We start from the raw sequence: 22,679 nt of genomic DNA, 5'->3' as shown, positions 1-22,679 counted from the left end.
GACTACCCGGCCGCGGCGATCAGGGCAGCAGGATCACCTTGCCGTCGAGCGTCCGCGACTCCGCGAGCTCCATCGCCGCCACGATCCCGGTCAGCGGGAAGCGCGCGGCGATGTTGGCCGTGAGCGAGCCGTCCGCGAGCAGCGCGAGCACGCGGCCCAGGTCCTCCTCGAGCCGCGCGCGGAACCGGGCGGGACGGAGCGAGTGCCCGGACCAGAGGTCGTAGAAGACGGCGCGCTTCCCGTTCGGCGCCAGCTGGTACGCCTGCACGCGGGCGAGCTACTTCAGGAACGGCGGCCAGATGCTGCCGGTGCTCGCGCTGACGATCGCGTAGGCGACGAGGGTGCCGCCGGGCGCGAGCAGCGACCAGGCCAGGCGGGTGGTCTCGCCGCCGATGTTGTCGAAGACGGCCTGCACGCCGCCTGGCGCGAGCTCGCGGACGCGGGCTTCGAGCTCCGGGTCGGCGTAGTCGACCGGCTCGACGCCGGCCGCGCGGAGGGCGTCGTGGTGCCGCGGCGAGGCGGCGCCGATCACCCGGATGCCCTCGAGCGAGGCCAGCCGGTGCACGAGGCCGCCGACGCCGCCGTTCGCTCCGAACAGGAGGATCGTGTCGCCGCGGGAGAGCCGGGCCGAGCGGTGCAGCATCTGCCAGGCCGTCACTCCGTTCACCACCACGGCCTCGGCGTCCTCGGGCGCGACGCCCTCGGGGACGAGGACGCAGTCGCGCGCGGCGACCCGGGCGTGGCCGGTCCAGCCGCCGGTCTTGGTGAGCGCGGCGACGCGGCGGCCCTCGAGCGAGGCGTCGCCGCCGGGGCCGACCGCGAGCACCCGCCCGACCAGGTCGTAGCCGGGCGTGAACGGGAACGCGGGCTGGGCGAAGTAGCGGCCGCGGCGCATCGACTGCTCGGCGAAGGAGATGCCGGTGGCCTCGACGGCGACGAGCAGCTCGCCGGCCGCGGGCGGCTCGACCGGCGCCTGCTCGAGGAGCAGTCCGGACGGCTCGACGAGCCCCGGGAGGACGACGCGGGTGGTGGTGCGCGGGAGGGCGGTGGTCATGGGGTGCTCCTTGCGGGTAGGGGTGGTGTGAGTGACTGAACAGTCACTTTTATGGACATGGAGAAGTCGGTCATGCAGTGTCGGGCCCCCCATGCTGATCGAGTAGCCCGCGCCGCGGGCGTATCGAGATCCACCAGCGTCAGAGGACGAGTCTGCAGGTCCGCCCTGCTGAAGACGGTGGGTCTCGATACGCCCCTGCGGGGCTACTCGACCAGCATGGGTCGACCAGCAGGAGTCGACCAGCATGTGGCTGCGCGACGGCTCAGTCGTGGTGCCGGATGCCCGCGGAGACGATGCGCGCCCACTCGGAGTCGACGCCGCCGAGGTCGGTCTGCACGATCAGGTGGCAGAGCTGGCCGTAGGCGATGAAGCGCTGCACGGCCGGGCCGTCGGCGCCGGACACGACGCTCACCGTGCGGACGACCGTCGAGATCCCGCGGCGGACGGCCTCGCGGATCTCCGGCACCCCGCTCGCACTCTGCGCCTGCGACTGCAGCATGATCAGGTCGCGGTCGGCGATCAGGTCGATGTAGGCGAGGGTCATCGCCTCGAGCCGGTCGGCCGGGTCCGACGAGACCGAGGCCTCCCCCGCCGCGGCGAGCGTCGACGCCACCAGCTCGTAGCAGCGGTCGACCGCGGCGACGAAGACGCCGAGCTTGCCCGGGAAGAGCCGGAAGACGTAGGCCGGCGAGACTCCCGCCTCGGCCGCGACCTCGGTGATCGGGGTCGCGGAGTAGCCGGTGCGCGCGAAGACGTGCACGGCGGCCGCGGTGATCCGCTCGCGCTGAGCTTCTGCGGTGGAGCGGGGGGTCGTGGTCGGCATGTGACTGATTGAACACTTACAACAGCGGGGTGTCAAGAGGCGAGCGGTGCGAAGCGCCCATCAGGACCGCTTCCGCCGCCCCTTCAGCGCGAGCTGCAGTGCCGCGAGGAGCAGCAGCGCGGCGAACAGCACGCCCGAGATCCGCGCCGGCAGCAGGAACGACAGCGCGACGCCGGCGAAGGAGAACCCCGTCGCGCAGAGGCCGACCACGAGCCCGGCCCGGACGTCGAGCAGTCCGCGGCGCGCGTTCGCGATCGAGCCGCTGATCGCCGTCGGGATCATCGCGGCGAGCGAGGTGCCCTTGGCGAGCAGATCGGCGAGACCGAACGCGCCGACGAGCACGGGCACGGCGATCGCGCCGCCGCCGATCCCGAAGAGCCCCGAGGCCACTCCCATCGCCAGGCCCAGCCCGCCGAAGCCGGGCCAGACGCCCCAGCCCTCGGCGACGTCGCCGGTCTCGTTCGAGCCGAACACCGCCATCCGCACCGCCGCGGCCACCAGCAGGGCGACGAACAGCCAGCGGAGCACGCCGAGCGGCAGGCGCGCCAGCAGCCAGGAGCCGAGGACCGCGCCGATCATCGCGGCCGCGGCGATCACGGCGGCGGGAAGCCAGGCGACCTGCCCGCCGAGGGCGTAGCCGAAGGCGCCCGCCACCGCGGTCGGCGCGATCGCCAGCAGCGAGGTCGCGGAGGCGCGGCGCTGGTCCATCCCGGCCCAGGCGATCAGCATCGGCACCATCACGATGCCGCCGCCGACGCCGAACGCACCCGAGAGCACCCCGCCGATCGCGCCGATCAGTGCCAGCACGAGCATCGCCCTCGGGCGGAGGGCCTTCGGGCGGGTCGCCGGCGCGCTCGCCGCCGTCTCCGGGGCGGCCTGCGCGCTCGTCTCGTCCGTCACCCGTCCAGCCTGCCACCTGCGCCGTCGCACGGCGGAAACATGCGGTGCGTACCCTTCGTGATGCGTCGCCGGTGGGGGCCGGGCGATCGACGCGAGGAGGGGGCACCGTGCGTGCGACGCCGATCCGGGCCGCGTCCTGGCCCGCTGCCCTGGCGGTCCGCGCGGTCTTCGAGCGCGAGGCGCGGCGGACGGCCGCGGCGATGCTGCCGTTCGCTCCGGAGGGGATCCAGCGGGTCGCCGAGCCGATCCCGGCGCGTCCGGACGCTCCGGCCACGACGGCCGACGTCCTCCGCTCCGCGGGCGCCGGCTCGCGCCCGACCGTGGTCTGGATCCACGGCGGCGGCTGGGTCTCCGGCCACCGGCGCGACGTGGATCCCTACCTGCGCCTGCTCGCCGAGGCCGGCTACACCGTCGTCTCGCTCGACTACAGCCGCGGGCCCGAGGCGGTGCACCCGACCGCGCCGCGGCAGCTCCTCGCCGCACTCGAGCACCTGCGCCGCAGCGCCGGCCGCCTCGGGATCGCGCGGGACCGCCTCGTCCTGGCCGGCGACTCCGCAGGCGCGCAGCTCGCGAGCCAGCTCGCCACCGCGATCACGAACCCCTCCTACGCCCGCGCGGCCGGGCTCACGACGACCCTGCCCGTCGACGCCGTGCGGGCGGTGATCCTGCACTGCGGGGTCTTCGACCTCGCCGCCCTCGCCCGCGCCACCGGTCTCGCCGGCCGCGGGCTGCGCGCCGCCCTCTGGGCGTACACCGGCCGACGCGCGTGGTGGACCTCCGACGCCGCCCGGTGGATGTCGACGATCGAGCACGTGACGCCGCGGTTCCCGCCGACGTTCCTCAGCGGCGGCAACGCCGACCCGCTCACCGCGCAGCAGTCGCGCCCGTTCGCGGCGCAGCTGCGCTCGCTCGGCGTCCCGGTCACGGCGCTGCTCTGGGGCGACGGGCACGAGAGCGAGCTCGGCCACGAGTACCAGTTCCACCTCGAGCTGCCGGAGGCGCGCGAGGCGCTGGAGCGGACCCTCGCGTTCCTGGCGCAGCAGACGGCGCGATGAGGCCCGCCTCCCTCCCGACCCTGGCAGTCCCCTGGGCAGCCGGGACTCCACCGTGACGTTCGCCGTGCACGCTCCGTCCTACCTCTGAACCGCCCGATCGACCGACCGGGCACCGAGACGAAAGAGGAGATCATGGCCGAGAGCACCGCGAACACCACGATGACGAACGGGACCGGACGCACGGTCATCGACGACGGCGTCATCGCGAAGGTGGCCGGCATCGCGGCCCGCGAGGTGCCCGGCGTGCACGCCCTCGGCAACGGCGCCGCCCGCGCCCTCGGCGCCATCCGCGGCGCGCTCGGCAGCGACGACCGCGCCCAGGGCGTCAAGGTCGAGGTCGGCGAGCGCCAGGTCGCCGCCGACGTCACGATCGTCGCCGAATACCCGGCCGCGCTGCAGGACGTCGCGGAGGGCGTGCGCTCCGCCGTCGGCCGCGCGATCCGCGAGATCGTCGGCATGGACGTCGCCGAGATCAACGTCACCGTGCAGGACGTCCACATCCCCGAGGACGACGCCCCCGAGGCCGAGCCGCGCGTCGCCTGATCACCCCGCAGCACCCCTGACGCCCCGCGGTCGATCCGGCCGCGGGGCGTCTCGATGCCTCCGGCCCCGAAGCCGGTCGCCCCCCTCGCTCGCCCCACCCGCCCCAGACCGCGTCCCCCGCGCGGCACCGAACCCCTGGAGATGCGCATGGAGAACAACTGCGCCCGACCCCTCGACGTCGACGACGCCGTCGCGCTCATCGGAGTCCTCACCACCCTCGAGGTGCTCACCTCCGCCGGCCGCCTCGGCACCCCCGAGCTCGACTCCCTCCGGCACAGCCTCGCGCAGGGCGGCGCGGTCCTGCCCGGCGCCGACGACGTCGAGATCGCCGCCGCCCTCGCGGCCCTGAATGCGCGACTTCGCGACAGCATCTCCTAGCCGCCGACATCGGCTCTCCGCAAGAGCGTGTTTGTGACAGGCTTGTCAATGCGCGCCACTGCGCGACGATGAAGGAGCAGCCATGAGCGTCGGTCACTACGTGCTCTCGACCACCGGGCCGTTCGCGGACGAGACCGAGATCCTCGGCGTCTACTCCACCGAGTCCTGGGCACGGGAGGCCGCCGCCAGCTGGCTGGACGCCCTCGATCTCGAGGCCTTCCCGCAGTGCGTGATCGAGAACTGGAACGGGTCGCACCTGCTCCACCGCGAGGTCCTCGGCGGCCTCGGCCTCGACGACGACGGCTCGGCCGCCGGCACCGTCGAGGGCTGACCCTCAGCGTCCGCTGCTCGCCGCCCAGTGCGACGGGCGCTCGAAGTCCGGCGGCAGCGCCGTCCGCGCGTCGCCGCGGGTGCTGCTGACCTGCGCCTGCGTGAGGTAGATCGCCGTCGAGAGATCGGCCCCCGCCACATCCGCGTCCCGCAGATCGGCGCCGAGGACGTCGCAGCCGCGGAGATCCGCGCTCCGGAGATCCGCGGCGATCAGCAGGGAGCCGCGCAGGTCGGCACCCCGGAGATCGGCGTCCTCGAGGGCGGCCGCCACGAGGTCGGCACCGGGCTGCAGGCGCAGCCGGCCGTGCCGCCGCCGCCGTGGCCCGTCGTTCCGCGCGGCTGCGCTCGCCGCGATCAGCAGCGGACGGGCGGCGCCGTACTCCGCGTCGACGTCGGCCGCGAGGATCGCGTCGGCGTCGGCGAGCGTCAGGGTGTGCACCGCGTCGAAGCGGACGCGCACCGCGTCCCGCAGGGCGGCGTCGATCCCGCGCAGGCCGAGGGCGACGTCGAGGTACCAGAGCAGCTCGTGCAGGCGACGCATCAGTGGGAAGACCGCGAACATCCGCGCGCGCACCTCCGCGTCGCTGCGCCAGGAGACGCCGCCGAACGTCTGCATCGAGACCTTCTGGCCCGCGCCGAAGCAGTCGAAGACGGTGCAGCCGGCGAAGCCCTCGGGGCGCAGCCGCCGGTGGATCGTGCAGGCGTCCTCGGTGTCGAGGTTCGTGCACGGCTCGCCGGCCGGCTTGTCGACGGGGAAGTCGGCGGAGCGGGTGAACGCGAGGGCGACGCAGCAGAGGCCGAAGCAGTTCGCGCAGTCGGCGCCGAGGTCCTCCCGGCGGCCGAGCTCGACGCGGGTGCGGGTGCCGGTCACGATCGCCGGCCCCTCAGTGCGACAGGGCGAGCACGCCGACGACGGCGGCTCCCAGTCCGACGAGGCCGAGCAGGCCGATGATGCTCTGCGCGAGGCCGAGGCCGGCCCGGACGACAGCGATCAGGGCGATGCCGGCGAGGGTCGCGACGTAGACGCCGACGCCGATCCGCAGCGCGACCACGTCGTCGATCCAGCCGAGCGCCGAGGCGATCAGCACCAGGACGGGGAGCGAGGCGGAGGCGAGCGCGCCGCCCGCGATCCGGAGCATGACGCGCGCCTCGGCCGCGGTGGGGGTCGCCGCGTGGGCGACCTGGTGCGCGATGACGTCGGCGACGAAGCCGGCGGCGGAGATGCCGACGATCGCGATGACGAGGCTGCGCAGGGCGTGCGCGGAGTCGGCCTGCTCGTCGACGGCGTAGATCATCACGACGGCGAGCCCGGTGAAGGCGGCGTAGACCCGCTCCTTCAGCGCCTTGGCGACGACGTCGAGGGACCGGCCCTCCGCCGCCGCGCGCCGACCGGACGGCCCTCCCCCGCGCACGGCGCTCAGTACGACGCGGTGTCGACGCGGGCGGCGGAGGCGTCTCCCGACTGGCGCGCGGTCAGGTCGCCGAGGATGACGGCCGAGCCGCTGGTGCCGAAGCGGGTGACCCCGAGCTCGCGGAAGGCGAGGAGCGTGTCGAGGTCGCGGACGCCTCCCGAGGCCTTGACCTGGACGGCGTCGGAGACGGCGCCGCGCATCAGGCGCAGGTCGTGCTCGTTCGCGCCGCCGCCGCCGAAGCCGGTCGCGGTCTTGACGAAGTCGGCGCCCGCACGCTCGGCGGCCTCGCTGCCGGCGACGATCTGCTCGTCGTCGAGGTAGCTGGTCTCGAGGATGACCTTGACGACGTGCCCCTCGGCGGCCTCGACGACCGCGCGGATGTCGGCCTCGACGTCGTCGAGCAGGCCGCTGCGCAGGCGCCCGATGTTGACGACCATGTCGAGCTCGACCGCACCGTCGGCGAGGGCCTGCGTCGACTCCGCGACCTTCGCCGCGGTGGAGGTCGTGCCGTGCGGGAAGCCGATGACCGTGCCGACGAGGACGCCCGAGCCCTCGAGCCGGCGGACGGCGTGCGCGATGTCGGAGGGGCGCACGCAGACGCTGAAGACGCCGGCCGCGCGGGCCTCGTCGAGCTGCGCGTCGACCTCGGTGCGGGTCAGCTCGGGCTTGAGGATCGCGTGGTCGATGAGCGCCGCGATCTCGGCGACGGTCGGAAGGCTGCTTGTCATGCGCCCATTTTACGCGGCGCCCGGAGGCCGGATCTCGATACGCCCGCTGCGCGGGCTCCTCGATCAGCATGCTGAGGGCCATCCAGCCTGTGCGAGGCATCGCCCATCCGTCACGAGCGGCTGCCTGAGAGCGAACGAAGGAGCCGTTCGCGTCGGATCACCGTCCGGAACGAGGAGCGCCAGCGGGAACCGCGAGCGCATCGCGCAATCGCGTGCCAAGCGATTGAGCGCAGCGTACGCAGGACGCTCTACGGGAACCGACCACCTCAGGTAGCCGACTGCGGGAGGGGCGGCAGGGACGCCCCGACCCGGGAACACCGAAAGGCCCCGCGATCGCGAGATCGTGGGGCCTTTCGGTGTTCACGCAGAAATGCGGGCGTCGATTACCAGCTCGACTTGGTGATGCCGGGCAGCTCGCCGCGGTGGGCCATGTCACGGAAGCGGACACGCGAGATGCCGAACTTCGAGAGGTTGCCGCGGGGGCGGCCGTCGACGGCGTCGCGCGAGCGGACGCGGACGGGCGAGGCGTTGCGGGGGAGCTTCTGGAGGCCCGTGCGGGCGGCCTCGCGGGACTCGTCGGTCCCGGCGGGGTCGACGAGGGCCTTCTTCAGCTCGAGGCGCTTGGCGGCGTAGCGGTCGACGACCACCTTGCGCTGCTCATTGCGGGCGATCTTGCTCTTCTTGGCCATACTTAGCGCTCCTCGCGGAAGTCGACGTGCTTGCGCACTACGGGGTCGTACTTCTTGAGCACGAGACGGTCGGGGTCGTTGCGGCGGTTCTTCTTGGTCACGTAGGTGTAACCGGTTCCGGCCGTCGAGCGGAGCTTGATGATCGGACGGACGTCCTGCTGCTTGGCCATTAGATCTTCACCCCACGAGCGAGAACATCCTTCACGACGGACTCGATGCCACGGGCGTCGATGACCTTGATGCCCTTGGCCGACAGCGTCAGCGTGACGTTACGGCGCAGGGACGGGACGTAGTACGTCTTCTTCTGCACGTTCGGGTCGAAGCGGCGCTTGGTGCGCCGGTGCGAGTGCGAGATGGCGTGTCCGAAGCCGGGAACGGCTCCGGTCACCTGGCAGACTGCTGCCATGGTTTCCTCCATGTGTGGGTACCGTGGGCCACGCGCGGCACGAGGCCTCGCCCGACCCACCCAAGGTCACTTGTCGGCGCACCGCCCGCCTGTCGAGGAGGACCGGGGTCCCGCCCGGAGGGCAGCGCGCAAGAGCGTGCAGATGCACGCAACCCGAGTAGCTTAGGCGACACGCGCGCACCCTGCAAGACACGCCGGTGCTACGGTCGCTCCGGTGCACCGGGGGGTCCGGGTCGCCACGGGGGGAATCATGAGCGGCTCGAGGCCGGATGCACTGCGGCGCCGTGCGCTGCTGCTGGGGATCGCCTCCGCCGCCGTCGGCCTGGCCGGGTGCACGAGCACCGCGCGGCTCACGCCGACCGCGACGCCGGTGGCCGCGACCACGACTCCCACCCCCACTCCCCCGCCGCGCCCCGTGCCGACGGCGACGGCCGCGCCCGTGCCGGTCCGCGCGCGCTTCCCGCTGCCGGAGGGCACGATCACCGAGCTGCCCGGCGACGGGAACCTGATGGCGTGGACGGTCGACGACGGCGCCGACACCGACGTCGTCGCCGCCTACGCGCAGTTCGCGAAGGACACCGGGACCCGGCTCACCTTTTTCCTCAACGGGAAGTACGACTCCTGGACCGTGAACGCGCCGGCACTCGCGCCGCTCGTCGCGAGCGGGCAGGTGCAGCTCGCGAACCACACCTGGTCGCACGCCGACCTCACCTCGCTCTCGGACGACGGGATCCAGGAGGAGCTCGGCCGCAACGGCGACTTCATCCGCGCGACCTACGGGGTGGAGGCGGCTCCCTTCTACCGCCCGCCGTTCGGCTACACCGACGCGCGCAGCCGGGCGGCCGCGGCGGCCGTCGGCTACACGGCGACGACGCTCTGGTACGGCTCGCTCTCGGACTCGGGGCGGATCACGCCGGAGCAGCTGCTCGGCTTCGCGGACGAGTGGTTCCGGCCGCAGCGCATCGTGATCGGGCACGCGAACTTCGACCCGGTCACGACGGTCTACGCGCAGCTGGTCGACCTCCTCCGCGCCCGCTCCCTCGAGACGGTGACCCTCCGCGACGTCTTCGCCGTCTGACCCCCGCCCCGTCGGCTCCGCGAGATGCCACTTGTGCACGCTTTTCACGGCGTGTCGCGTGCACAAGTGGCATCTCGCGGCGGGGATCAGACGCGCAGGGTCGCGTGGGCGGCGGTGGTGATGGCGGCGGCGACCGCGTCGAGGCTCGGGGTGTGCAGGGACCACTGCTGCCAGTAGAGGGGGACGTCGACGGGGGCGCCGCCGAGGGGGACGAGGCCCGGCGCGCCGACGGGGGCCTGCAGCTCGGGAAGCATGCCCCAGCCGAGGCCCAGGCGCACGGCCTGCTCGAAGTCGGCCGAGCCGGGCACGCGGTGCTGCGGCGGGCGGGCCTCGACGCCGGCCGTGGCGAGGAAGCGGGTCTGCAGGCGGTCCTTCTCGTCGAAGACGACGACGGGGGCGACGGCGAGCGCCGCCGCGTCCGGCCCCTCCGGGAACCAGCGTTCGGCGAAGGCGGGGGCGGCCATCGCCCGGTAGCGCATCACGCCGAGCGGGGCGACGGTGCAGCCGAGCACCGCCTCCGCCTCGGCCGTCACCGCGGCGAGGACGGTGCCGTCGCGGAGGAACGCGGTGGTGTGCTCCTGGTCCTCGCGGTGCAGCTCGACGACGACCTCGGGGACGGTCGCGAGCGCGGGCAGGACCCAGGTCGCGAGCGAGTCGGCGTTGACTGCCATCGGCACGGTCACCGGTCCGCGGCCCTCGCGCGCACCGCCGTCGAGCGCGCGCACGGCGTCCTCGGTGAGCAGCTCGATCTGGCGGGCGAGACGGAGGAGGCCGGCGCCCGCCTCGGTCGCGACGACGGGGCGCGAGCGCACCAGCAGCACCCGGCCGGCGGCGGACTCGAGCGCCTTGATCCGCTGGCTGAGTGCCGAGGGCGTGACGTGCAGCTCGCGCGCGGCGGCGTCGAACGAGCCGAAGCGCACCGCGGCGGCGAGGGCGCGGAGGCGGGCGAGGTCGAGGTCGTCGGTCAGCATCGAGTTCCCATCAGTTCCGCTTACGGTACTGAAGGAGCGTGAGCTGGTCTACAGACGCGGTCGCCCCTAGCGTCGGAGTCGTGTCCCCCCTCCTCGCCGCCGTGTCCGGCCTCGGCTTCGGCCTCTCGCTCATCATCGCCATCGGCGCACAGAACGCCTTCGTGCTGCGGCAGGGGCTCCGCCGCGAGCACGTGCTCGCCGTCGTCGCGATCTGCGCCCTGGCGGATGCGGCGCTGATCATCCTCGGCATCGCCGGGATCGGCGCGGTGCTCGAGTCGGCGCCGTGGCTGCTGGTGGTCATCCGCTGGGGCGGGATCGCCTTCCTCCTCGCCTACGCGGTGCTCGCCGCGCGGCGCGCACTGCGCCCCGGGACACTGGAGGGCGACCCGGCCGGTGCCTCCACCTCGCTGCGGACGGCGATCGGCACCTGCCTCGCCCTGACGCTGCTCAACCCGCACGTGTACCTCGACACGGTGGTGCTGCTCGGCTCCGTCGCGAACACGCACGGCGACGAGCGCTGGTGGTTCGGCGCGGGCGCGGCGCTGGGCAGCGTGCTGTGGTTCACGGCGCTGGGCTTCGGAGCGCGGGCGCTGCGCCCGCTGTTCCGCAGCCGGACGGCCTGGCGGGTGCTCGACGGTGCGGTCGCGGTCGTGATGGTGGTGCTGGCGGTGTCGCTGGCGCTGTCGTCCTGAGCAGGGTCGTTCGGAGCGGAGTCGTCCCGAGCACTGCCGTCCCGAGGGGCGGCGCGCCGGTCAGCCCGCGCGGGCGATCGAGCGGGCCGCCAGCAGCCAGACGATCCCCGTCGCGAGGACCGACAGCGCTCCGGCGAGCGAGGCGGCGAGCGAGAGGCCGAGCAGCAGCTCCTGCGACGGCGTCGCGGTGACCAGGAGCGGGGCCGACACGGCGTACCCGCCGACCGCGTTGACGGCCACCGCGACGGCGGCGGTCACGATCACCCGCCGCGGGACCGTGCGCGAGCGCGCGAGCGCGACGAGCCCCACCACTCCCGCGGCGAAGGCGAGCACGGCGAGGACGAGCACGAGCGTCGCTGCGGTGATCATCTCCGGTGTCGCGGTCGAGCCGGTCGTGCTCGGCGAGGACCAGTTCACGATCGGCCGCAGCACGATCAGCACCGCGAAGACGATCAGCGCCGTCGCTCCGGTCGGGCGGACCAGCCCGCCCTTCGAGTCGGCACCGCGCGCGAGGACCGAGGCGGCGGCCGCGAGCAGGCCCGCACCGAGGAGGACGACGGCGCGCGCCGCGAGCAGGGAGCCGGAGCCGGTCGGGGCGACGAGGAACACGACGTCCAGCAGTCCGGCCGCCGCGACGAAGAGGCCGGCGAGGCGCAGGGTGGCCGCGCGCCGGGCCGCGGACGGCGCACCGGTGACCGGAGTCGTCATCGGGGTCCCCTCTCCCGTGCTGGACCCTCCACGCTAGCGCGCTCGACGGAACGCGCATTGTTCTACTAATATTGCAAACATGCTGCTGCGCGTCGACCACTCCTCGCCGCGCTCGCTGGCCGATCAGCTCGAGGCACAGGTCCGCGCCGCCGTGGCGGCGGGCGAGCTCTCGGCGGGCGACCGCCTGCCGCCGGCGCGCGAGCTGGCCGACTCCCTCGGCATCAACATGCACACCGTGCTGCGCGCCTACGCCGCGCTCCGCGACGACGGGATCCTGCAGATGCGACAGGGCCGCGGAGCCTGGATCGCGGAGTCGGCCGGCCCCGGCCTCGTGCGCGTCACCGCCCTCGTCGAGCAGCTCGCCGCCGAGGCCCGTCGCAGCGGCATCAGCCGCGCCGACGTCATCCGCCTTCTCGAGAGGACCGCACCGTGACCACCACCGGCACCACCACCGACCGCAGCCCGCGCGCGCTCGTCGCCGCCGCGTCGCTGCTGCTCCCCGCCGCGGCGATCCTCGTCTCCCGGGCCGTCCTCGGCGATCGGCTCCCGCCCGTGCTCGCCTCGCACTGGTCGAGCACCGGCGCCGCGGACGAGTCGCAGCCGGTCGCGGTCCTCCTCGGTGTCGCGCTGCTGCTGGCGGGCGTCCCCGCCGTCGCCGGACTCGTCGCCGCGGTGTTCGGCCGCGCCCCGCGCCTCCTGCTCGGCGGACTCGGCCTCGTCGCCGGTCTCGGTGCCGGCGGCTGGGCGACCTCGGTCGGCACGACGCTCGCCGCGGGGTCGGCGGAGGAGGCCGTGCTCGGCGCCTGGCTTCTCGCACTCCTCGGCGGCGGACTGTTCGCCGTGGCGCCGGCGCTGATCGCGCCGCCCACCCGGCACGCGCCGCGGGTCGCCACCGACCGGCTCCCGCTCGGCGCCGAGGAGACCGGCGCCTGGTCGCACACCGTCACCGGCCGGGTGTTCGCCGTCACGGGAGTGGTGCTGCTGCTCATCGCGGCGGCCGCCGTCCCGGGGCTGCTCGCGACGGGCGACACGGGACCGGCGATCGCGATGGCGATCGTGCTCGGGGCGAGCGCGGTCGTGATGCTCGGCTTCACCCGGCTGCGCGTCACGGCCGACCGCCGCGGGCTGCGCGTGGTGTCGAAGGCGCTCGGGATCCCGCTGCGGCGGATCCCGCTGGCGTCGATGGCCTCGGTGAGCACCGCCGCGCTGCGGCCGTCGGAGTGGGGCGGCTGGGGCTACCGGTGGTCGCCCGGCCGCTCGGCCCTCCTCCTCCACGCCGGGCCCGGGCTCGTGGTGACCACCACCCGCGGGGACGAGTTCGCGATCAGCCTGAGCGACCCGGAGACTCCGGCCGCCCTCCTCGAGACGCTGCGCCGACGCGCCGACGACCGACGCGCGTAGGGTGCGAGCGCGGCCGGTGGTCGCCGCCGGAGTCTTCACGAGGGAGTGGGCATGGACGAGCTGCGCAGCAAGACGGTGAACTGGCACGATCCGATGGCCGGGGCGGCCGCGGCGATGCGGATGAGCGGGCTGGACTACCTGCGGGCGATGAAGGACGGGACGATCCCGCCGCCGCCGATCATCACGCTGATGAACATGGAGCTCGGCGCGGTCGACGAGGGCCGGGTGGAGTTCCGCTGCTCGCCGGACGAATCGCACTACAACCCGATCGGGCGGGTGCACGGCGGCTTCGTCTGCACGGTGCTCGACTCGGCGGCGGGCTGCGCGGTGCAGTCGACGCTGCCGGTCGGCGTCGGCTACACCTCGCTCGACCTCACCGTCAGCTACCTCCGCGGGCTGCACCAGGACAGCGGCGAGCTGCTCGCCGTCGGCACGGTCGTGAAGCCGGGCCGCCGGGTGGCGTTCGCCGAGGCGAGGGTGACCGACGCGCAGGGGCGCCTGGTCGCGACGGCCACGTCGACGCTGCTGGTCTTCCCGCTCGGTGAGGGCGCGTGAGCGCGAGCGTGAGGACGCGAAGGCACGCAGCCCTGCTGGTCGAGTAGCCCCGGAGGGGCGTATCGAGACCCACGCCCTCAGCAGAGCAGGTCTGCAGACTCGCCTTCTGACGCTGGTCGATCTCGATACGCCCGCTGCGCGGGCTACTCGATCAGCATGAGCCTGCTCACAGCGGCATCAGGTCCGGCTCGATGTCGCGGCGCACGTGCTCCTTGAGCCCCTGCTCGGGGACGAGGTCGACGGGAGCGCCGAGGATGTCGCCGAGCTCGCGCTCGAGGCCTGCCAGACCGAGGACGCCGAGACCGGCTGGGATCGTCACGAGGAGATCGAGGTCACTGTCCGGGCGGTCGTCTCCGCGGGCAGTGGATCCGAAGATCCGCGCATCGGCGACGCCGCGACGACGCAGCGCCCGGCGGAGCTCGGCACGGTGGCGCAGGACCTGCCGCCCGACAGGCCCCGAGAGCGCCGAGGCCGATGCGGCGCTCCGCTCGAGCGAGAGGTCGAGGGTGAAGCCTGCAGCCGAGAGGAGACGGCGCAGCGTCGGGAGGGTCGGCTCTCGCGCGCCTCTCTCGTAGGCGCTGATCATGCTCTGAGCAACTCCGGCTCGCTCCGCCATCTCGCTCTGATGCAGTCCGGCCCGCGATCGCGCTTCGATCAGCAGGTCTCCGGTCTCCGTGCGCATGCGGCGAGCATATCAACGATCGCATATGTCGGCGTCGTGGTGCACCACCGTCGCTGGCATGAACGCGGGTCTGCCGCAAGTGGCAACGCGGGTTGCCGCGCTGTGGTCGCATGGAGGCCGGATGCCGCCGCTCGGGCGCCTCCCCGATGCGACAGGACCTGCATGCCCACGACCGCGAGCCGGCCGACGATCTTCGCCCTGCACGGGCTCGGCCTCAGCGGCCGCCTCTTCGATCCGCTCGCCCGCGAGCTCGCCGACGCGGCGGACGTCGTGGCGATCGATCTGCCCGGCTACGGCGACGCGCGCGACGCCGAGGACGTCTCGCTCGAGGCGATGACGACCGCCGTGATCCGCGCGATCCGCGAGCACGGCGCCTCGCGCTGGCTGCTCGTCGGGCACAGCATGGGCGGCAAGGTCGCCTCGCTGGTCGCCGCGCGCACGCTGTCCGGCCGATCCGGGCTGTTCGGGCTCGCCGGAGTCGTGCTGCTGGCCGGCTCGCCGCTCTCGCCCGAGCCGATGCCCGAGGAGAAGCGGAGCGAGATGCTCGGCTGGGTCGCCGACGGCCCCCTCGACGAGGAGCACGCGCGCACCTTCCTCGAGCAGAACATCGGCGCCGCCCTGCCCGCCGCCGAGGACCGGCAGGCGCTCGCCGACCTGCTCCGCTCCTCCCCCGCCGCCTGGCGCGACTGGCTGGAGACCGGCAGCCGCGAGGACCGCACGGACGTCGCCGATCTGCTCTCCGGCCTGCCCGCGCTGCTGATCGCGGGCGGCGAGGACGGCGACCTCGGCGCCGACGGCCAGCGCGCGACCAACGCCCGCAGCTACCCGCGCGCCCGCCTCCTCGAGCTGCCCGGCGCCGGACATCTGCTGCCGATCGAGCGGCCGGTCGAGGTCGCCGCGGCGATCCGCGCCTTCTGGACCGACGAGGCCGGCACCGGACCGGCCGTGCCCGCCGACGTCGCGGAGACGATCCGCTCCAGCCGCACCACCTCCCGGATCCGCGCGCTCTTCGCCGAGCGCCTGCTCGCGGACGACCCGGCGTACGCGCCGAAGGCGCTCACTCCCGCCCAGCTGACGACGCTGCGCGCCGTCGCGGACCGGGTGGTCCCTCAGGACAGCGGGGAGAGCGCCGCCCCCGGCCGGATCGACCTCGCCGCCCGCGTCGACGCCCAGCTCGCAGCCGGCCGCGGCGACGGCTGGCGCAACGCCGACCTGCCGAGCGACCCCGAGGCCTACCGCCTCGGCCTCGACGCGCTCGCCGGGTTCGACCGCCTCTCCCCCGAGGAGCAGGACGCGCGGCTCGAGGCGCTCGGCACCGAGCCGCTCGGCGCGTTCAGCGCGGAGCAGGCGAAGGCGTGGTTCGAGGACTGCCGCAACGACCTGGTCCGGCAGTGGCTCGCGCACCCCGCGAGCCTCGCGCGCATCGGCTTCGACGGCTACGCCACGGGCGGCGACGTCCTCCCGCTCCTGGGCTTCACCGCCCTCGGCGCCGACGCGCACGACACCTGGGAGCCCGGCACCCGGGAGCTCAGCGCCGGCGAGCCCGACACCCCGCAGAACAGCACGAGGACCCCCCGATGAACATCACCGGCATGCGCCGCTACTCCCCCGACGAGGTCGTCGACGCCGTCGTGATCGGCACCGGAGCCGGGGGCGCCCCGATCCTGGCGACCCTCGCCGCGCGCGGCCTCCGGGTCGTCGCGCTGGAGGCCGGACCGTTCTTCGATCCGCTGACCTTCACGGCCGACGAGACCGAGGCGACCGAGATCAACTGGATGGAGGAGCGCCTCAGCGGCGGCAGCACGCCCACCGCCTTCGGTCCGAACAACAGCGGCCGCGGCGTGGGCGGCTCGACCCTGCACTGGGGCGCCTTCACCCCGCGCCCCGACCCGCGCGACCTGCTGCTGCGGACCGAGTCCGGCCTCGGCCGCGACTGGCCCGTGACGCACGCCGAGCTCGTGCCCTACCTGGAGCGGGCGGAGGCGACGATCGGCGTCTCCGGGCCGGCCGACTACCCGTGGGACCCCTCGCGCCGCTACCTTCAGGCACCGGTGGACCGAAACGCCTCCGCCGACATGATGCTGCGCGGCTGCGCGGCCCTCGGCATCCGCGCCACTGACGCCCCCGCGGCCGTCCTCAGTGCCGGGCGCGACCAGGAGGCGCACGGCGAGCGCGCCTCCTGCCGCAACTGCGGGCAGTGCCACCAGGGCTGCCGCACCGGCGCCAAGGGGAGCATGGACACCTCCTACCTGCCGCTCGCGGTGCGCGACGGCGCCGAGATCCGCGCGGAGTCCTTCGTGCACGGGATCGAGCTCGACGCGGCCGGGAAGGTCAGCGCCGTCCTCTACACCGCGGACGGGGTCGAGCACCGGCAGCGCTGCTCCGCCCTGTTCCTCTGCGCGGGCGGGGTCGAGACGCCGCGGCTGCTCCTGCACACCGGCGTCGCGAACAGCAGCGGGCTGGTCGGCCGCAACTTCCTCGCGCACGGCGCCACCCAGGTCTGGGGCACCTTCGACGAGGAGATGCGCGGCTACCGCGGCTACCCCTCCTCCGTCATCACCGAGGACACGGTGCGCCCGGCCGATGCGGACTTCGCCGGCGGCTACCTGATCCAGAGCCTCGGCACCATGCCGCTCACCCAGGCGACCTCGTTCGTGCGCGGCGCCGGGCTGTGGGGGCCGTCGCTGATGCAGGCGCTGGACGACTACCGCTTCCTGGCCGGCGTCGGCATCAACGCGGAGTGCCTGCCCTCGGACGACAACCGGCTCGTGCTGACCGACGAGCTCGACGAGCACGGGGTGCCGAAGGCGCGGATCACCTTCTCGCCGGGCTCGAACGAGGAGGCGATCGACACGCACGCGATCCGGACGATGACCGCGATCGTCGAGGCGGCGGGCGCGCGCAGCACCAGGGTGATCGCCCGCACGGCGCACACGCTCGGCACCTGCCGGATGGGCACCGACCCGTGCGACGCGGTCGTCGACGGCGACGGCCGCAGCTTCGACGTGCCGAACCTGTTCGTCTGCGACAACTCGGTCTTCCCGAGCGCGGTCATCGCCAACCCGGCGCTGCTGACGGTCGCGCTCGCGCTCCGCACGGCGGACCGCTTCCTCGCGGCGTAGGCGGGCGTCCCCTCCCGCGAGATGCCACTTGTGCACGCTTTCGTCGGCGTGTCGCGTGCACAAGTGGCATCTCGCGGAGGGGGACAGAGGGACTTAACACGTCGGAAACTTCTCAGAAATCGCACAGCATCTGGGCGCGGTTGAGTGGGGGGACACCCCTCACCGATGGAGCCCGCATGCCCCTGTCCCGGCCGTCCACCCGCACCGCCCGCCGCGCCCTCGCCCTCGGCGCGGCGCTCGCCGCCACCCTCTCGCTCGTCGCCTGCTCCGGAGCGAGCGACGCCGCCTCGGACGGCGGCGGCGACACGGTCACCGTCACCGTCGGCACCCTCCGCGGCCAGCCGCACTTCTACCAGCCGTTCCTCTACGAGAAGTTCGCCGAGGAGGGCGTCGAGTTCGAGGTGATCACCCTCGACACCACGCCCGCGCTCAGCGACGCGCTGGTCGCCGGGACGATCGACTTCGCGATCTCCGGCGTCACCCCGACCATCGCCTCGATCGCCCAGGACCGGGACCTGAAGATCGTCGCGTCCGCCGCGGACGGCGGCTCGGGCTTCCTCGGCGGCGAGGGCATCTCCTCCGTCGAGGACCTGGCCGGCAAGAAGGTCGGCTACATCCAGGGCAGCGCACAGGAGGTCGCGCTGCGCTACTACCTCGACCAGGCGGAGCTCACCGACGACGACCTCGAGCTGATCACGATCCCGGTGCCCGAGATGGCCTCCGCGTTCACCAGCGGCTCGATCGACGCGTTCTTCGGCGTGGAGATCGGCGTCTCGATCGCGGAGGCGGCCGGCGGCACCGAGATCGCCGACCCCTACGCGACGCCGATCGGCCGGGTGAACATCGGCCTGGTCACCACCGGCGCGATGATCGAGGAGCAGCCTGAGGTCGTGCAGAAGGTCGTCGACACCCACGCCGCGACGACCGCCTACATGGCCGACAGCGTCGACGAGTGGCTGCCGGACATGATCGCCGAGTTCGGCGGCGACCAGGAGGTGCTGGAGTCGGCGCTGGAGAACTTCTGGCTCCGCTCCGACCTCAGCGAGGAGTACCAGGGCCAGCTCGGGGCGCTCGCGACGCAGATGCAGGAGCTGGGCTTCATCGACTCCGCGCCCGCGATCGAGGACGTCGTCGACACGACGTTCGCGCCGGCGGCCTGAGCGGTCGGCCGATGACCACCACGACCCGCCCTGCCGAGGCGGCGACCGCCACCGAGCGGCTGTCGACCGTCCGGCGCCGGCGCCGCCCCGGGCGCAGCGGCTGGACGACCTTCCTGCTGGGCCTGCCCGTCCCGATCCTCTTCCTGCTGCTCTGGCAGTTCGGGCGGGCGGGCGAGTGGGAGCTGCCGTTCGGCATCCGGATGGCGTTCCTGCCCTACCCGGGCGACGTGCTGGTCTCGCTGATCGACTACGCCGTCGCGGGCCTGCGGAACGACGCGTTCAGCGGGCTGCTCTGGACCGACCTGGCGGCGAGCGCCGGCCGCGTCTTCGGCGGCTTCGCGCTCGCGACGGTGCTCGCGGTGCCGCTCGGGGTGCTGATGGGCCGCTACTACACCGTGAACTCGCTGTTCGATCCGTTCATCAACCTGTTCCGGCCGGTGCCGGCGACGGCCTGGGTGCCGCTGGTCGCGCTGCTGATCGGCTACGGCGACCAGGCGTCGATCTTCCTGATCACGCTGTCGGCGTTCTTCCCGATCGTGCTCGGCACGATCAGTGGGGCGCGCCAGGTGCCGCCGCGGCTGATCGAGGCGGCGCGGATGCTGGGCACCTCGCGGGCGGGCGTGCTCGTCCGCGTCGTGCTGCCGGCCTCCGCCGCCGCGATCGTGAACGGCATGCGCATCGGCCTCGGCCTCGCCTGGGTCGTGCTGGTGCTCAGCGAGACGACGGGCGTGAGCACGGGCCTCGGCTCGACGATCTTCCTCGCGCGCGACGTGGTGCGCACCGACCTGATCGTGGTCGGGATGATCTGCATCGCGATCGCGGGCTTCGCCTCCGACCGGCTGCTCCTGCTCCTGTTCCGCGTGCTCTTCGGCCGCCGGCCGCTCGTCAAGTGAGGACCCGATGACGCTCTCCGCCCCCGCCCCCGGCCCCGTCGCTCCGGGCACCGCTCCGGCCCGCACCGCAGGCGTCCACGTGCTCGATCTGGCGAAGCGCTACGACACCGCCGGCGGCGGCGTGCTCGCCATGGCCGACGTCTCGCTCGACGTCCGCTCGGGCGAGTTCGTCGCCGTGGTCGGCGCGAGCGGCTGCGGCAAGTCGACGCTGCTGCGCATCCTCGCCGGCTTCGAGGAGGCGACGGAGGGCGTCGTCGAGGTCGGCGGCCGGGCCGTCTCGGCGCCCGGCCCGGACCGCGGCGTCGTGTTCCAGGACTACGGGTTGTTCCCGTGGCTGAGCGTGCGCGAGAACGTCGCGTACGGTCCGCGGCGCAAGAAGCTGCCGAAGGCCGCGGCCGCCGAGGTGACCGACCGCTTCATCGAGGCGGTGGGGCTCACCCGCTTCGCCGATCGCTTCCCGGGCGAGCTGTCCGGCGGCATGCAGCAGCGGGTCGCGATCGCGCGGGTGCTCGCGAACGAGCCGTCGGTGCTGCTGATGGACGAGCCGTTCGGCGCGCTCGACGCGCTCACCCGCTCCGACCTGCAGGTCGAACTCAAGCGGATCCACCGCGAGACGGGCACCACCGTGCTGTTCGTGACGCACTCGATCGAGGAGGCGGTCTACCTCGCCGACCGCGTCGTGGTGATGACCGGCGGCGCCTCGCACGGCGTGCCCGGGCACATCAGCGAGATCGTGACGGTCGACCTGCCCGGCGAGCGCGACGTGACGGCGCCGGAGTTCAACGCGCGCAAGCGCCGCATCTCGGAGCTGGTGCACGCGCCGGCCTGACCCTTCCCTGGCTCCCGCGAGATGCCACTTGTGCACGCTTTCCACGGCGTGTCGCGTACCCAAGTGGCATCTCGCGGAGGGGGACGGGGGAGGCTTCGGGGACCGTCTGAAGGAGGAGTCGTCGTGACCAGCACCGATCGCGCAGGCCGGATCGCCAGGAGCGCCCTCGCCGGGGTGCTGCTCGTCAACGCGGTGCCGCACGGCGTCGCGGCGCTGCAGGGGCGGAGGTTCCCCTCGCCGTTCGCCACGCCGCCGGGGCGCGGGCTGTCGACGCCGCTCGTGAACGCGGGCTGGAGCGCGGCGAATCTCGTCGCCGGGCTGGCCGCCCTGCCGCGCCGCAGGTCGAGGCGCGCCGCGATCGTCGGCGCGGGCGCCATGGGCGTCTTCCTCGCCGCCTACTTCGGGAGCCTCGACCTCGACTGACGTCCTCGCTCCCCTGCGAGATGCCACTTGTGCACGCTTTCCACGGCGTGTCGCGTGCACAAGTGGCATCTCGCGGCACCGCGCAATGGGCTCCTCCGCCCGGAACGGCGAGGGTCGGGCCAGCGCAATCGGACGGGAACGCGGGGGTCATCGCGGTGAAACGGGCGGCCGCTTGACTGACGGCATGAGCGCAGCGCACCCCGACTCCCCGATCGTCGTCACCGGCGTCGTCGTCCCCGGCGACCAGCGCGGCCGCCTGCTCGGCTTCCCGACGGCGAACCTCCCGCTGGACGTCGGCGGCCTCTCCGACGGCGTCTACGCCGGCACCGTGATCGACGAGACGGACGGCTCGACGCACCTCGCCGCCGTCTCGGTCGGCCGCCGCACGAGCTTCTACGGCCGCGACGGCGAGCGCCTGCTCGAGGCGCACCTGCTCGACTACGCCGGCGATCTCTACGGGCACGCGATCCGGGTGGAGCTGCACGCCAAGCTCCGGCCGCAGCGCCGCTACCGCGGGGCCGAGGCGCTGGTCGAGCAGCTGAGGCGCGACGTCGCGGCGACCCGGACCTGGGCGCGGGAGCGCGAGTCGGCTCCCCCGCACCGCGGCCGCCGGCTCCCGGTGCGCGCGCGGCGGGTCCTCGACTCCCGCGATCTCGAGCGCCGGCAGGCGGAGCGCGAGTCGCTCCGGCTCGCCGCCCTGGCGCGCTCGGTCGGCGAGCTGCTCGAGAGCGGCGCCGAGCGGGAGGCGACGCACGAGCTGGTCGCCGAGCGCAGCCGGATCCCGGTGGCCTACCTCCGCTGGGCGTACCCGACCACGCAGGACCTCCTGGCCGCCGCCTCCTCGGTCCCGCGCTTGTAACCCAGGTTTAACCCCCGCGTGACGGCCCGGGCGAAAGCCGACCTACGTTGGGAATTCGGGGCACTCCGGCCCCCTGAGGAGGCACGCCGTGGACGACGACTTCGAGCTCGCAGAGGCCCTGGGACGCGCTCGCGAGGGCAGCCAGCGCCGCATCCGCGAGCTCCTGCAGAGCAGCCCGCGCCGGGCGCACGCGCTGCTGCGCGCGAGCATCCGCCGCGGCCTGATCACCGAGAAGGACCTCGTCGAGGAGCACGACCTCGTGATGTCGATGATGATGAGCCGCAACTCCATCCGCAGCGCCCTGCAGCAGCTCGGCTCCGAGGGCCTGATCCGCCGCCGACAGCGGATCGGCACCAACGTCGTCGGCAGCATCTGGGAGCTGCCGCTGCTCTCGCTGCTGCCCACCGGCGGCTGGGCGATGGGCGCCGACTCGGTGCAGCACCCGGGCGGCCTCGAGATGGTCTGCGAGGTGACCGACGTCAGCGAGGTGATCGCGCACCGGCACATCCGCGAGCGCCTCGAGCTCGACGGCGACCGGGTGGTGATGGCCGAGCAGCTGGTCTCGATCGAGGGCGTTCCGGCGGGCATCATCGTCGGCTACCACCCGATCGCCGACGCGACGGGACCGCGCTCGGACCGGGAGGCGCTGGACGAGGCCGTCCGCGTGTTCATCGACACCGTCCGCTCCTCCCCCGGCAACCAGGTCGAGGCCACCGTGGAGGCGGTCAACGCCGACGAGCGCACCGCCCGCATCCTGGGCCTGAAGGAGGGCGCGGCGATCCTCACCCGCGAGACCCTCGTGCGCGACGCCGCCGGGGTGCCGCAGTTCCTCGCCTACGGCCACTACCGTGGCGACCGCGTGGCGCTCTGGGCCGAGGACCCGGAGGTGGCGGCGATGCGCTTCACCGCCGCGCCGGCACCGGCGAATTGACGACCCTCCTCCGGAGAAGAGCCGGTCAGCCGCCGTTTCCACCATGCTGGACCGACG

General features: G+C 73.8%; 30 protein-coding genes. 17 read left to right on the top strand and 13 right to left on the bottom strand.

All coding sequences use genetic code 11. From position 1 onward, the window contains the following. Positions 1–19: 19 nt before the first annotated feature. The 4 genes from EDF22_RS21040 to EDF22_RS00610 form a co-directional block, all read right to left on the bottom strand. On the bottom strand, positions 20–268 hold the full coding sequence (locus EDF22_RS21040) for a zinc-binding dehydrogenase (RefSeq protein WP_221180875.1): 249 nt from the start codon (positions 266–268) through the stop codon (positions 20–22). A 9-nt stretch (positions 269–277) separates the two neighbouring features. After that, the gene (locus tag EDF22_RS00620) at positions 278–1,054 is read right to left on the bottom strand and encodes a zinc-binding dehydrogenase (protein WP_221180874.1); all 777 of its coding nucleotides are present in this window, start codon (positions 1,052–1,054) and stop codon (positions 278–280) included. Between the two features lie 262 nt (positions 1,055–1,316). Next, positions 1,317–1,877 carry a TetR/AcrR family transcriptional regulator gene (locus tag EDF22_RS00615; protein ID WP_123701604.1) on the bottom strand — a complete coding sequence of 187 codons (561 nt, stop codon included), beginning with the start codon at positions 1,875–1,877 and terminating at the stop codon, positions 1,317–1,319. A 60-nt stretch (positions 1,878–1,937) separates the two neighbouring features. Further along, positions 1,938–2,777 (bottom strand): sulfite exporter TauE/SafE family protein, encoded by an 840-nt coding sequence (locus EDF22_RS00610; protein WP_123701602.1) that lies wholly within the window; start codon positions 2,775–2,777, stop codon positions 1,938–1,940. A 107-nt stretch (positions 2,778–2,884) separates the two neighbouring features. On the opposite strand from EDF22_RS00610, the gene EDF22_RS00605 reads away from it, so the two are divergent. The 4 genes from EDF22_RS00605 to EDF22_RS00590 all read left to right on the top strand — a co-directional run bounded on the left by EDF22_RS00605 (position 2,885) and on the right by EDF22_RS00590 (position 5,084). Further along, positions 2,885–3,832 carry an alpha/beta hydrolase gene (locus EDF22_RS00605; protein ID WP_123701600.1) on the top strand — a complete coding sequence of 316 codons (948 nt, stop codon included), beginning with the start codon at positions 2,885–2,887 and terminating at the stop codon, positions 3,830–3,832. Positions 3,833–3,964: 132 nt separating this feature from the next. Continuing rightward, positions 3,965–4,375 (top strand): Asp23/Gls24 family envelope stress response protein, encoded by a 411-nt coding sequence (locus EDF22_RS00600; protein WP_260301881.1) that lies wholly within the window; start codon positions 3,965–3,967, stop codon positions 4,373–4,375. Between the two features lie 147 nt (positions 4,376–4,522). Beyond that, entirely contained in the window at positions 4,523–4,753 is a 231-nt protein-coding gene (locus tag EDF22_RS00595; protein ID WP_123701598.1) for a hypothetical protein, read from the top strand. An 82-nt stretch (positions 4,754–4,835) separates the two neighbouring features. Then, entirely contained in the window at positions 4,836–5,084 is a 249-nt protein-coding gene (locus EDF22_RS00590; RefSeq protein WP_123444778.1) for a hypothetical protein, read from the top strand. A gap of 3 nt (positions 5,085–5,087) precedes the next feature. On the opposite strand, the gene EDF22_RS00585 is transcribed toward EDF22_RS00590, so the two are convergent. The 6 genes from EDF22_RS00585 to rpmB all read right to left on the bottom strand — a co-directional run bounded on the left by EDF22_RS00585 (position 5,088) and on the right by rpmB (position 8,318). Further along, positions 5,088–5,954, bottom strand: coding sequence for a pentapeptide repeat-containing protein (locus EDF22_RS00585; protein WP_123701596.1), 867 nt, complete (start codon positions 5,952–5,954; stop codon positions 5,088–5,090). A 13-nt stretch (positions 5,955–5,967) separates the two neighbouring features. Continuing rightward, positions 5,968–6,495: a hypothetical protein gene (locus tag EDF22_RS00580; RefSeq protein ID WP_123701594.1), complete on the bottom strand. Its 528-nt coding sequence runs from the start codon at positions 6,493–6,495 to the stop codon at positions 5,968–5,970. A 5-nt stretch (positions 6,496–6,500) separates the two neighbouring features. Continuing rightward, on the bottom strand, positions 6,501–7,223 hold the full coding sequence (gene deoC / locus EDF22_RS00575; RefSeq protein ID WP_123701592.1) for a deoxyribose-phosphate aldolase: 723 nt from the start codon (positions 7,221–7,223) through the stop codon (positions 6,501–6,503). A 383-nt stretch (positions 7,224–7,606) separates the two neighbouring features. Beyond that, positions 7,607–7,912 (bottom strand): 30S ribosomal protein S14, encoded by a 306-nt coding sequence (gene rpsN, locus EDF22_RS00570; protein ID WP_123444774.1) that lies wholly within the window; start codon positions 7,910–7,912, stop codon positions 7,607–7,609. A gap of 2 nt (positions 7,913–7,914) precedes the next feature. Further along, complete coding sequence (rpmG, locus tag EDF22_RS00565) at positions 7,915–8,082, bottom strand: 50S ribosomal protein L33 (protein WP_027692168.1); 168 nt, start codon at positions 8,080–8,082, stop codon at positions 7,915–7,917. Then, entirely contained in the window at positions 8,082–8,318 is a 237-nt protein-coding gene (rpmB, locus tag EDF22_RS00560) for a 50S ribosomal protein L28 (protein ID WP_056038148.1), read from the bottom strand. The genes rpmG and rpmB overlap by 1 nt, the downstream gene beginning before the upstream one ends. Before the next feature lie 250 nt (positions 8,319–8,568). On the opposite strand from rpmB, the gene EDF22_RS00555 reads away from it, so the two are divergent. Then, entirely contained in the window at positions 8,569–9,396 is an 828-nt protein-coding gene (locus EDF22_RS00555; RefSeq protein ID WP_123701590.1) for a polysaccharide deacetylase family protein, read from the top strand. 86 nt (positions 9,397–9,482) lie between these two features. Here EDF22_RS00555 and EDF22_RS00550 read toward each other — a convergent pair whose 3' ends face one another. Then, the gene (locus EDF22_RS00550) at positions 9,483–10,367 is read right to left on the bottom strand and encodes an ArgP/LysG family DNA-binding transcriptional regulator (RefSeq protein ID WP_123701588.1); all 885 of its coding nucleotides are present in this window, start codon (positions 10,365–10,367) and stop codon (positions 9,483–9,485) included. 80 nt (positions 10,368–10,447) lie between these two features. Here EDF22_RS00550 and EDF22_RS00545 point away from each other — a divergent pair, with 80 nt between their 5' ends. After that, positions 10,448–11,059 (top strand): LysE/ArgO family amino acid transporter, encoded by a 612-nt coding sequence (locus EDF22_RS00545; RefSeq protein WP_208323005.1) that lies wholly within the window; start codon positions 10,448–10,450, stop codon positions 11,057–11,059. Positions 11,060–11,119: 60 nt separating this feature from the next. On the opposite strand, the gene EDF22_RS00540 is transcribed toward EDF22_RS00545, so the two are convergent. Further along, positions 11,120–11,767 carry a hypothetical protein gene (locus EDF22_RS00540; protein WP_123701584.1) on the bottom strand — a complete coding sequence of 216 codons (648 nt, stop codon included), beginning with the start codon at positions 11,765–11,767 and terminating at the stop codon, positions 11,120–11,122. A gap of 79 nt (positions 11,768–11,846) precedes the next feature. On the opposite strand from EDF22_RS00540, the gene EDF22_RS00535 reads away from it, so the two are divergent. From EDF22_RS00535 to EDF22_RS00525, 3 genes are read left to right on the top strand one after another with little or no spacing between them, the layout of a single operon-like run. After that, complete coding sequence (locus tag EDF22_RS00535; RefSeq protein ID WP_123701582.1) at positions 11,847–12,200, top strand: GntR family transcriptional regulator; 354 nt, start codon at positions 11,847–11,849, stop codon at positions 12,198–12,200. Beyond that, a complete protein-coding gene (locus EDF22_RS00530; protein ID WP_123701580.1) occupies positions 12,197–13,168 on the top strand; it encodes a hypothetical protein in 972 nt (323 codons plus the stop codon). Before EDF22_RS00535 ends, EDF22_RS00530 begins: the two co-directional genes overlap by 4 nt. A 51-nt stretch (positions 13,169–13,219) precedes the next feature. After that, entirely contained in the window at positions 13,220–13,723 is a 504-nt protein-coding gene (locus EDF22_RS00525; protein ID WP_123701578.1) for a PaaI family thioesterase, read from the top strand. Between the two features lie 166 nt (positions 13,724–13,889). Here the strand turns inward: EDF22_RS00525 and EDF22_RS20360 are convergent, their stop codons facing one another. Next, a complete protein-coding gene (locus EDF22_RS20360) occupies positions 13,890–14,405 on the bottom strand; it encodes an XRE family transcriptional regulator (RefSeq protein WP_148059068.1) in 516 nt (171 codons plus the stop codon). A 162-nt stretch (positions 14,406–14,567) separates the two neighbouring features. On the opposite strand from EDF22_RS20360, the gene EDF22_RS00520 reads away from it, so the two are divergent. The 8 genes from EDF22_RS00520 (at position 14,568) to EDF22_RS00485 (ending at position 22,622) form a co-directional block, all read left to right on the top strand. Further along, positions 14,568–15,986 (top strand): alpha/beta hydrolase, encoded by a 1,419-nt coding sequence (locus tag EDF22_RS00520; RefSeq protein ID WP_185038639.1) that lies wholly within the window; start codon positions 14,568–14,570, stop codon positions 15,984–15,986. After that, entirely contained in the window at positions 15,983–17,527 is a 1,545-nt protein-coding gene (locus tag EDF22_RS00515; RefSeq protein WP_123701575.1) for a GMC family oxidoreductase, read from the top strand. The genes EDF22_RS00520 and EDF22_RS00515 overlap by 4 nt, the downstream gene beginning before the upstream one ends. 176 nt (positions 17,528–17,703) lie before the next feature. Then, positions 17,704–18,687: an ABC transporter substrate-binding protein gene (locus EDF22_RS00510; RefSeq protein ID WP_123701573.1), complete on the top strand. Its 984-nt coding sequence runs from the start codon at positions 17,704–17,706 to the stop codon at positions 18,685–18,687. 11 nt (positions 18,688–18,698) lie between these two features. Beyond that, complete coding sequence (locus tag EDF22_RS00505; protein ID WP_123701571.1) at positions 18,699–19,580, top strand: ABC transporter permease; 882 nt, start codon at positions 18,699–18,701, stop codon at positions 19,578–19,580. A 7-nt stretch (positions 19,581–19,587) separates the two neighbouring features. After that, entirely contained in the window at positions 19,588–20,409 is an 822-nt protein-coding gene (locus EDF22_RS00500; RefSeq protein WP_123701569.1) for an ABC transporter ATP-binding protein, read from the top strand. Positions 20,410–20,532: 123 nt separating this feature from the next. Continuing rightward, positions 20,533–20,832, top strand: coding sequence for a hypothetical protein (locus tag EDF22_RS00495; RefSeq protein WP_221180873.1), 300 nt, complete (start codon positions 20,533–20,535; stop codon positions 20,830–20,832). Positions 20,833–21,016: 184 nt separating this feature from the next. After that, positions 21,017–21,691, top strand: a complete 675-nt coding sequence (locus EDF22_RS00490; protein WP_221180872.1) for a riboflavin kinase — start codon at positions 21,017–21,019, stop codon at positions 21,689–21,691. An 88-nt stretch (positions 21,692–21,779) separates the two neighbouring features. Beyond that, a complete protein-coding gene (locus tag EDF22_RS00485; RefSeq protein ID WP_123701565.1) occupies positions 21,780–22,622 on the top strand; it encodes a GntR family transcriptional regulator in 843 nt (280 codons plus the stop codon). Positions 22,623–22,679: the final 57 nt, after the last annotated feature.

Source organism: Rathayibacter sp. PhB127 (assembly GCF_003751665.1).
GTDB lineage: Bacteria > Actinomycetota > Actinomycetes > Actinomycetales > Microbacteriaceae > Rathayibacter > Rathayibacter festucae.
This window is presented reverse-complemented; position numbering and strand designations above follow the sequence as displayed.

Coding starts and splice junctions, on each gene's coding strand:
- EDF22_RS00620 (WP_221180874.1), bottom strand. CDS start 1,054: ATGACCACCGCCCTCCCGCGCACCACCACCCGCGTCGTCCTCCCGGGG.
- EDF22_RS00500 (WP_123701569.1), top strand. CDS start 19,588: ATGACGCTCTCCGCCCCCGCCCCCGGCCCCGTCGCTCCGGGCACCGCT.
- rpmG (WP_027692168.1), bottom strand. CDS start 8,082: ATGGCCAAGCAGCAGGACGTCCGTCCGATCATCAAGCTCCGCTCGACG.
- EDF22_RS00615 (WP_123701604.1), bottom strand. CDS start 1,877: ATGCCGACCACGACCCCCCGCTCCACCGCAGAAGCTCAGCGCGAGCGG.
- EDF22_RS00510 (WP_123701573.1), top strand. CDS start 17,704: ATGCCCCTGTCCCGGCCGTCCACCCGCACCGCCCGCCGCGCCCTCGCC.
- EDF22_RS20360 (WP_148059068.1), bottom strand. CDS start 14,405: ATGCGCACGGAGACCGGAGACCTGCTGATCGAAGCGCGATCGCGGGCC.
- EDF22_RS00600 (WP_260301881.1), top strand. CDS start 3,965: ATGGCCGAGAGCACCGCGAACACCACGATGACGAACGGGACCGGACGC.
- EDF22_RS00515 (WP_123701575.1), top strand. CDS start 15,983: ATGAACATCACCGGCATGCGCCGCTACTCCCCCGACGAGGTCGTCGAC.
- EDF22_RS00535 (WP_123701582.1), top strand. CDS start 11,847: ATGCTGCTGCGCGTCGACCACTCCTCGCCGCGCTCGCTGGCCGATCAG.
- EDF22_RS00590 (WP_123444778.1), top strand. CDS start 4,836: ATGAGCGTCGGTCACTACGTGCTCTCGACCACCGGGCCGTTCGCGGAC.
- EDF22_RS00595 (WP_123701598.1), top strand. CDS start 4,523: ATGGAGAACAACTGCGCCCGACCCCTCGACGTCGACGACGCCGTCGCG.
- EDF22_RS00525 (WP_123701578.1), top strand. CDS start 13,220: ATGGACGAGCTGCGCAGCAAGACGGTGAACTGGCACGATCCGATGGCC.
- EDF22_RS00490 (WP_221180872.1), top strand. CDS start 21,017: ATGAGCGCAGCGCACCCCGACTCCCCGATCGTCGTCACCGGCGTCGTC.
- EDF22_RS00550 (WP_123701588.1), bottom strand. CDS start 10,367: ATGCTGACCGACGACCTCGACCTCGCCCGCCTCCGCGCCCTCGCCGCC.
- deoC (WP_123701592.1), bottom strand. CDS start 7,223: ATGACAAGCAGCCTTCCGACCGTCGCCGAGATCGCGGCGCTCATCGAC.
- EDF22_RS00505 (WP_123701571.1), top strand. CDS start 18,699: ATGACCACCACGACCCGCCCTGCCGAGGCGGCGACCGCCACCGAGCGG.
- EDF22_RS00540 (WP_123701584.1), bottom strand. CDS start 11,767: ATGACGACTCCGGTCACCGGTGCGCCGTCCGCGGCCCGGCGCGCGGCC.
- EDF22_RS00520 (WP_185038639.1), top strand. CDS start 14,568: ATGCCCACGACCGCGAGCCGGCCGACGATCTTCGCCCTGCACGGGCTC.
- EDF22_RS00555 (WP_123701590.1), top strand. CDS start 8,569: ATGAGCGGCTCGAGGCCGGATGCACTGCGGCGCCGTGCGCTGCTGCTG.
- rpsN (WP_123444774.1), bottom strand. CDS start 7,912: ATGGCCAAGAAGAGCAAGATCGCCCGCAATGAGCAGCGCAAGGTGGTC.
- rpmB (WP_056038148.1), bottom strand. CDS start 8,318: ATGGCAGCAGTCTGCCAGGTGACCGGAGCCGTTCCCGGCTTCGGACAC.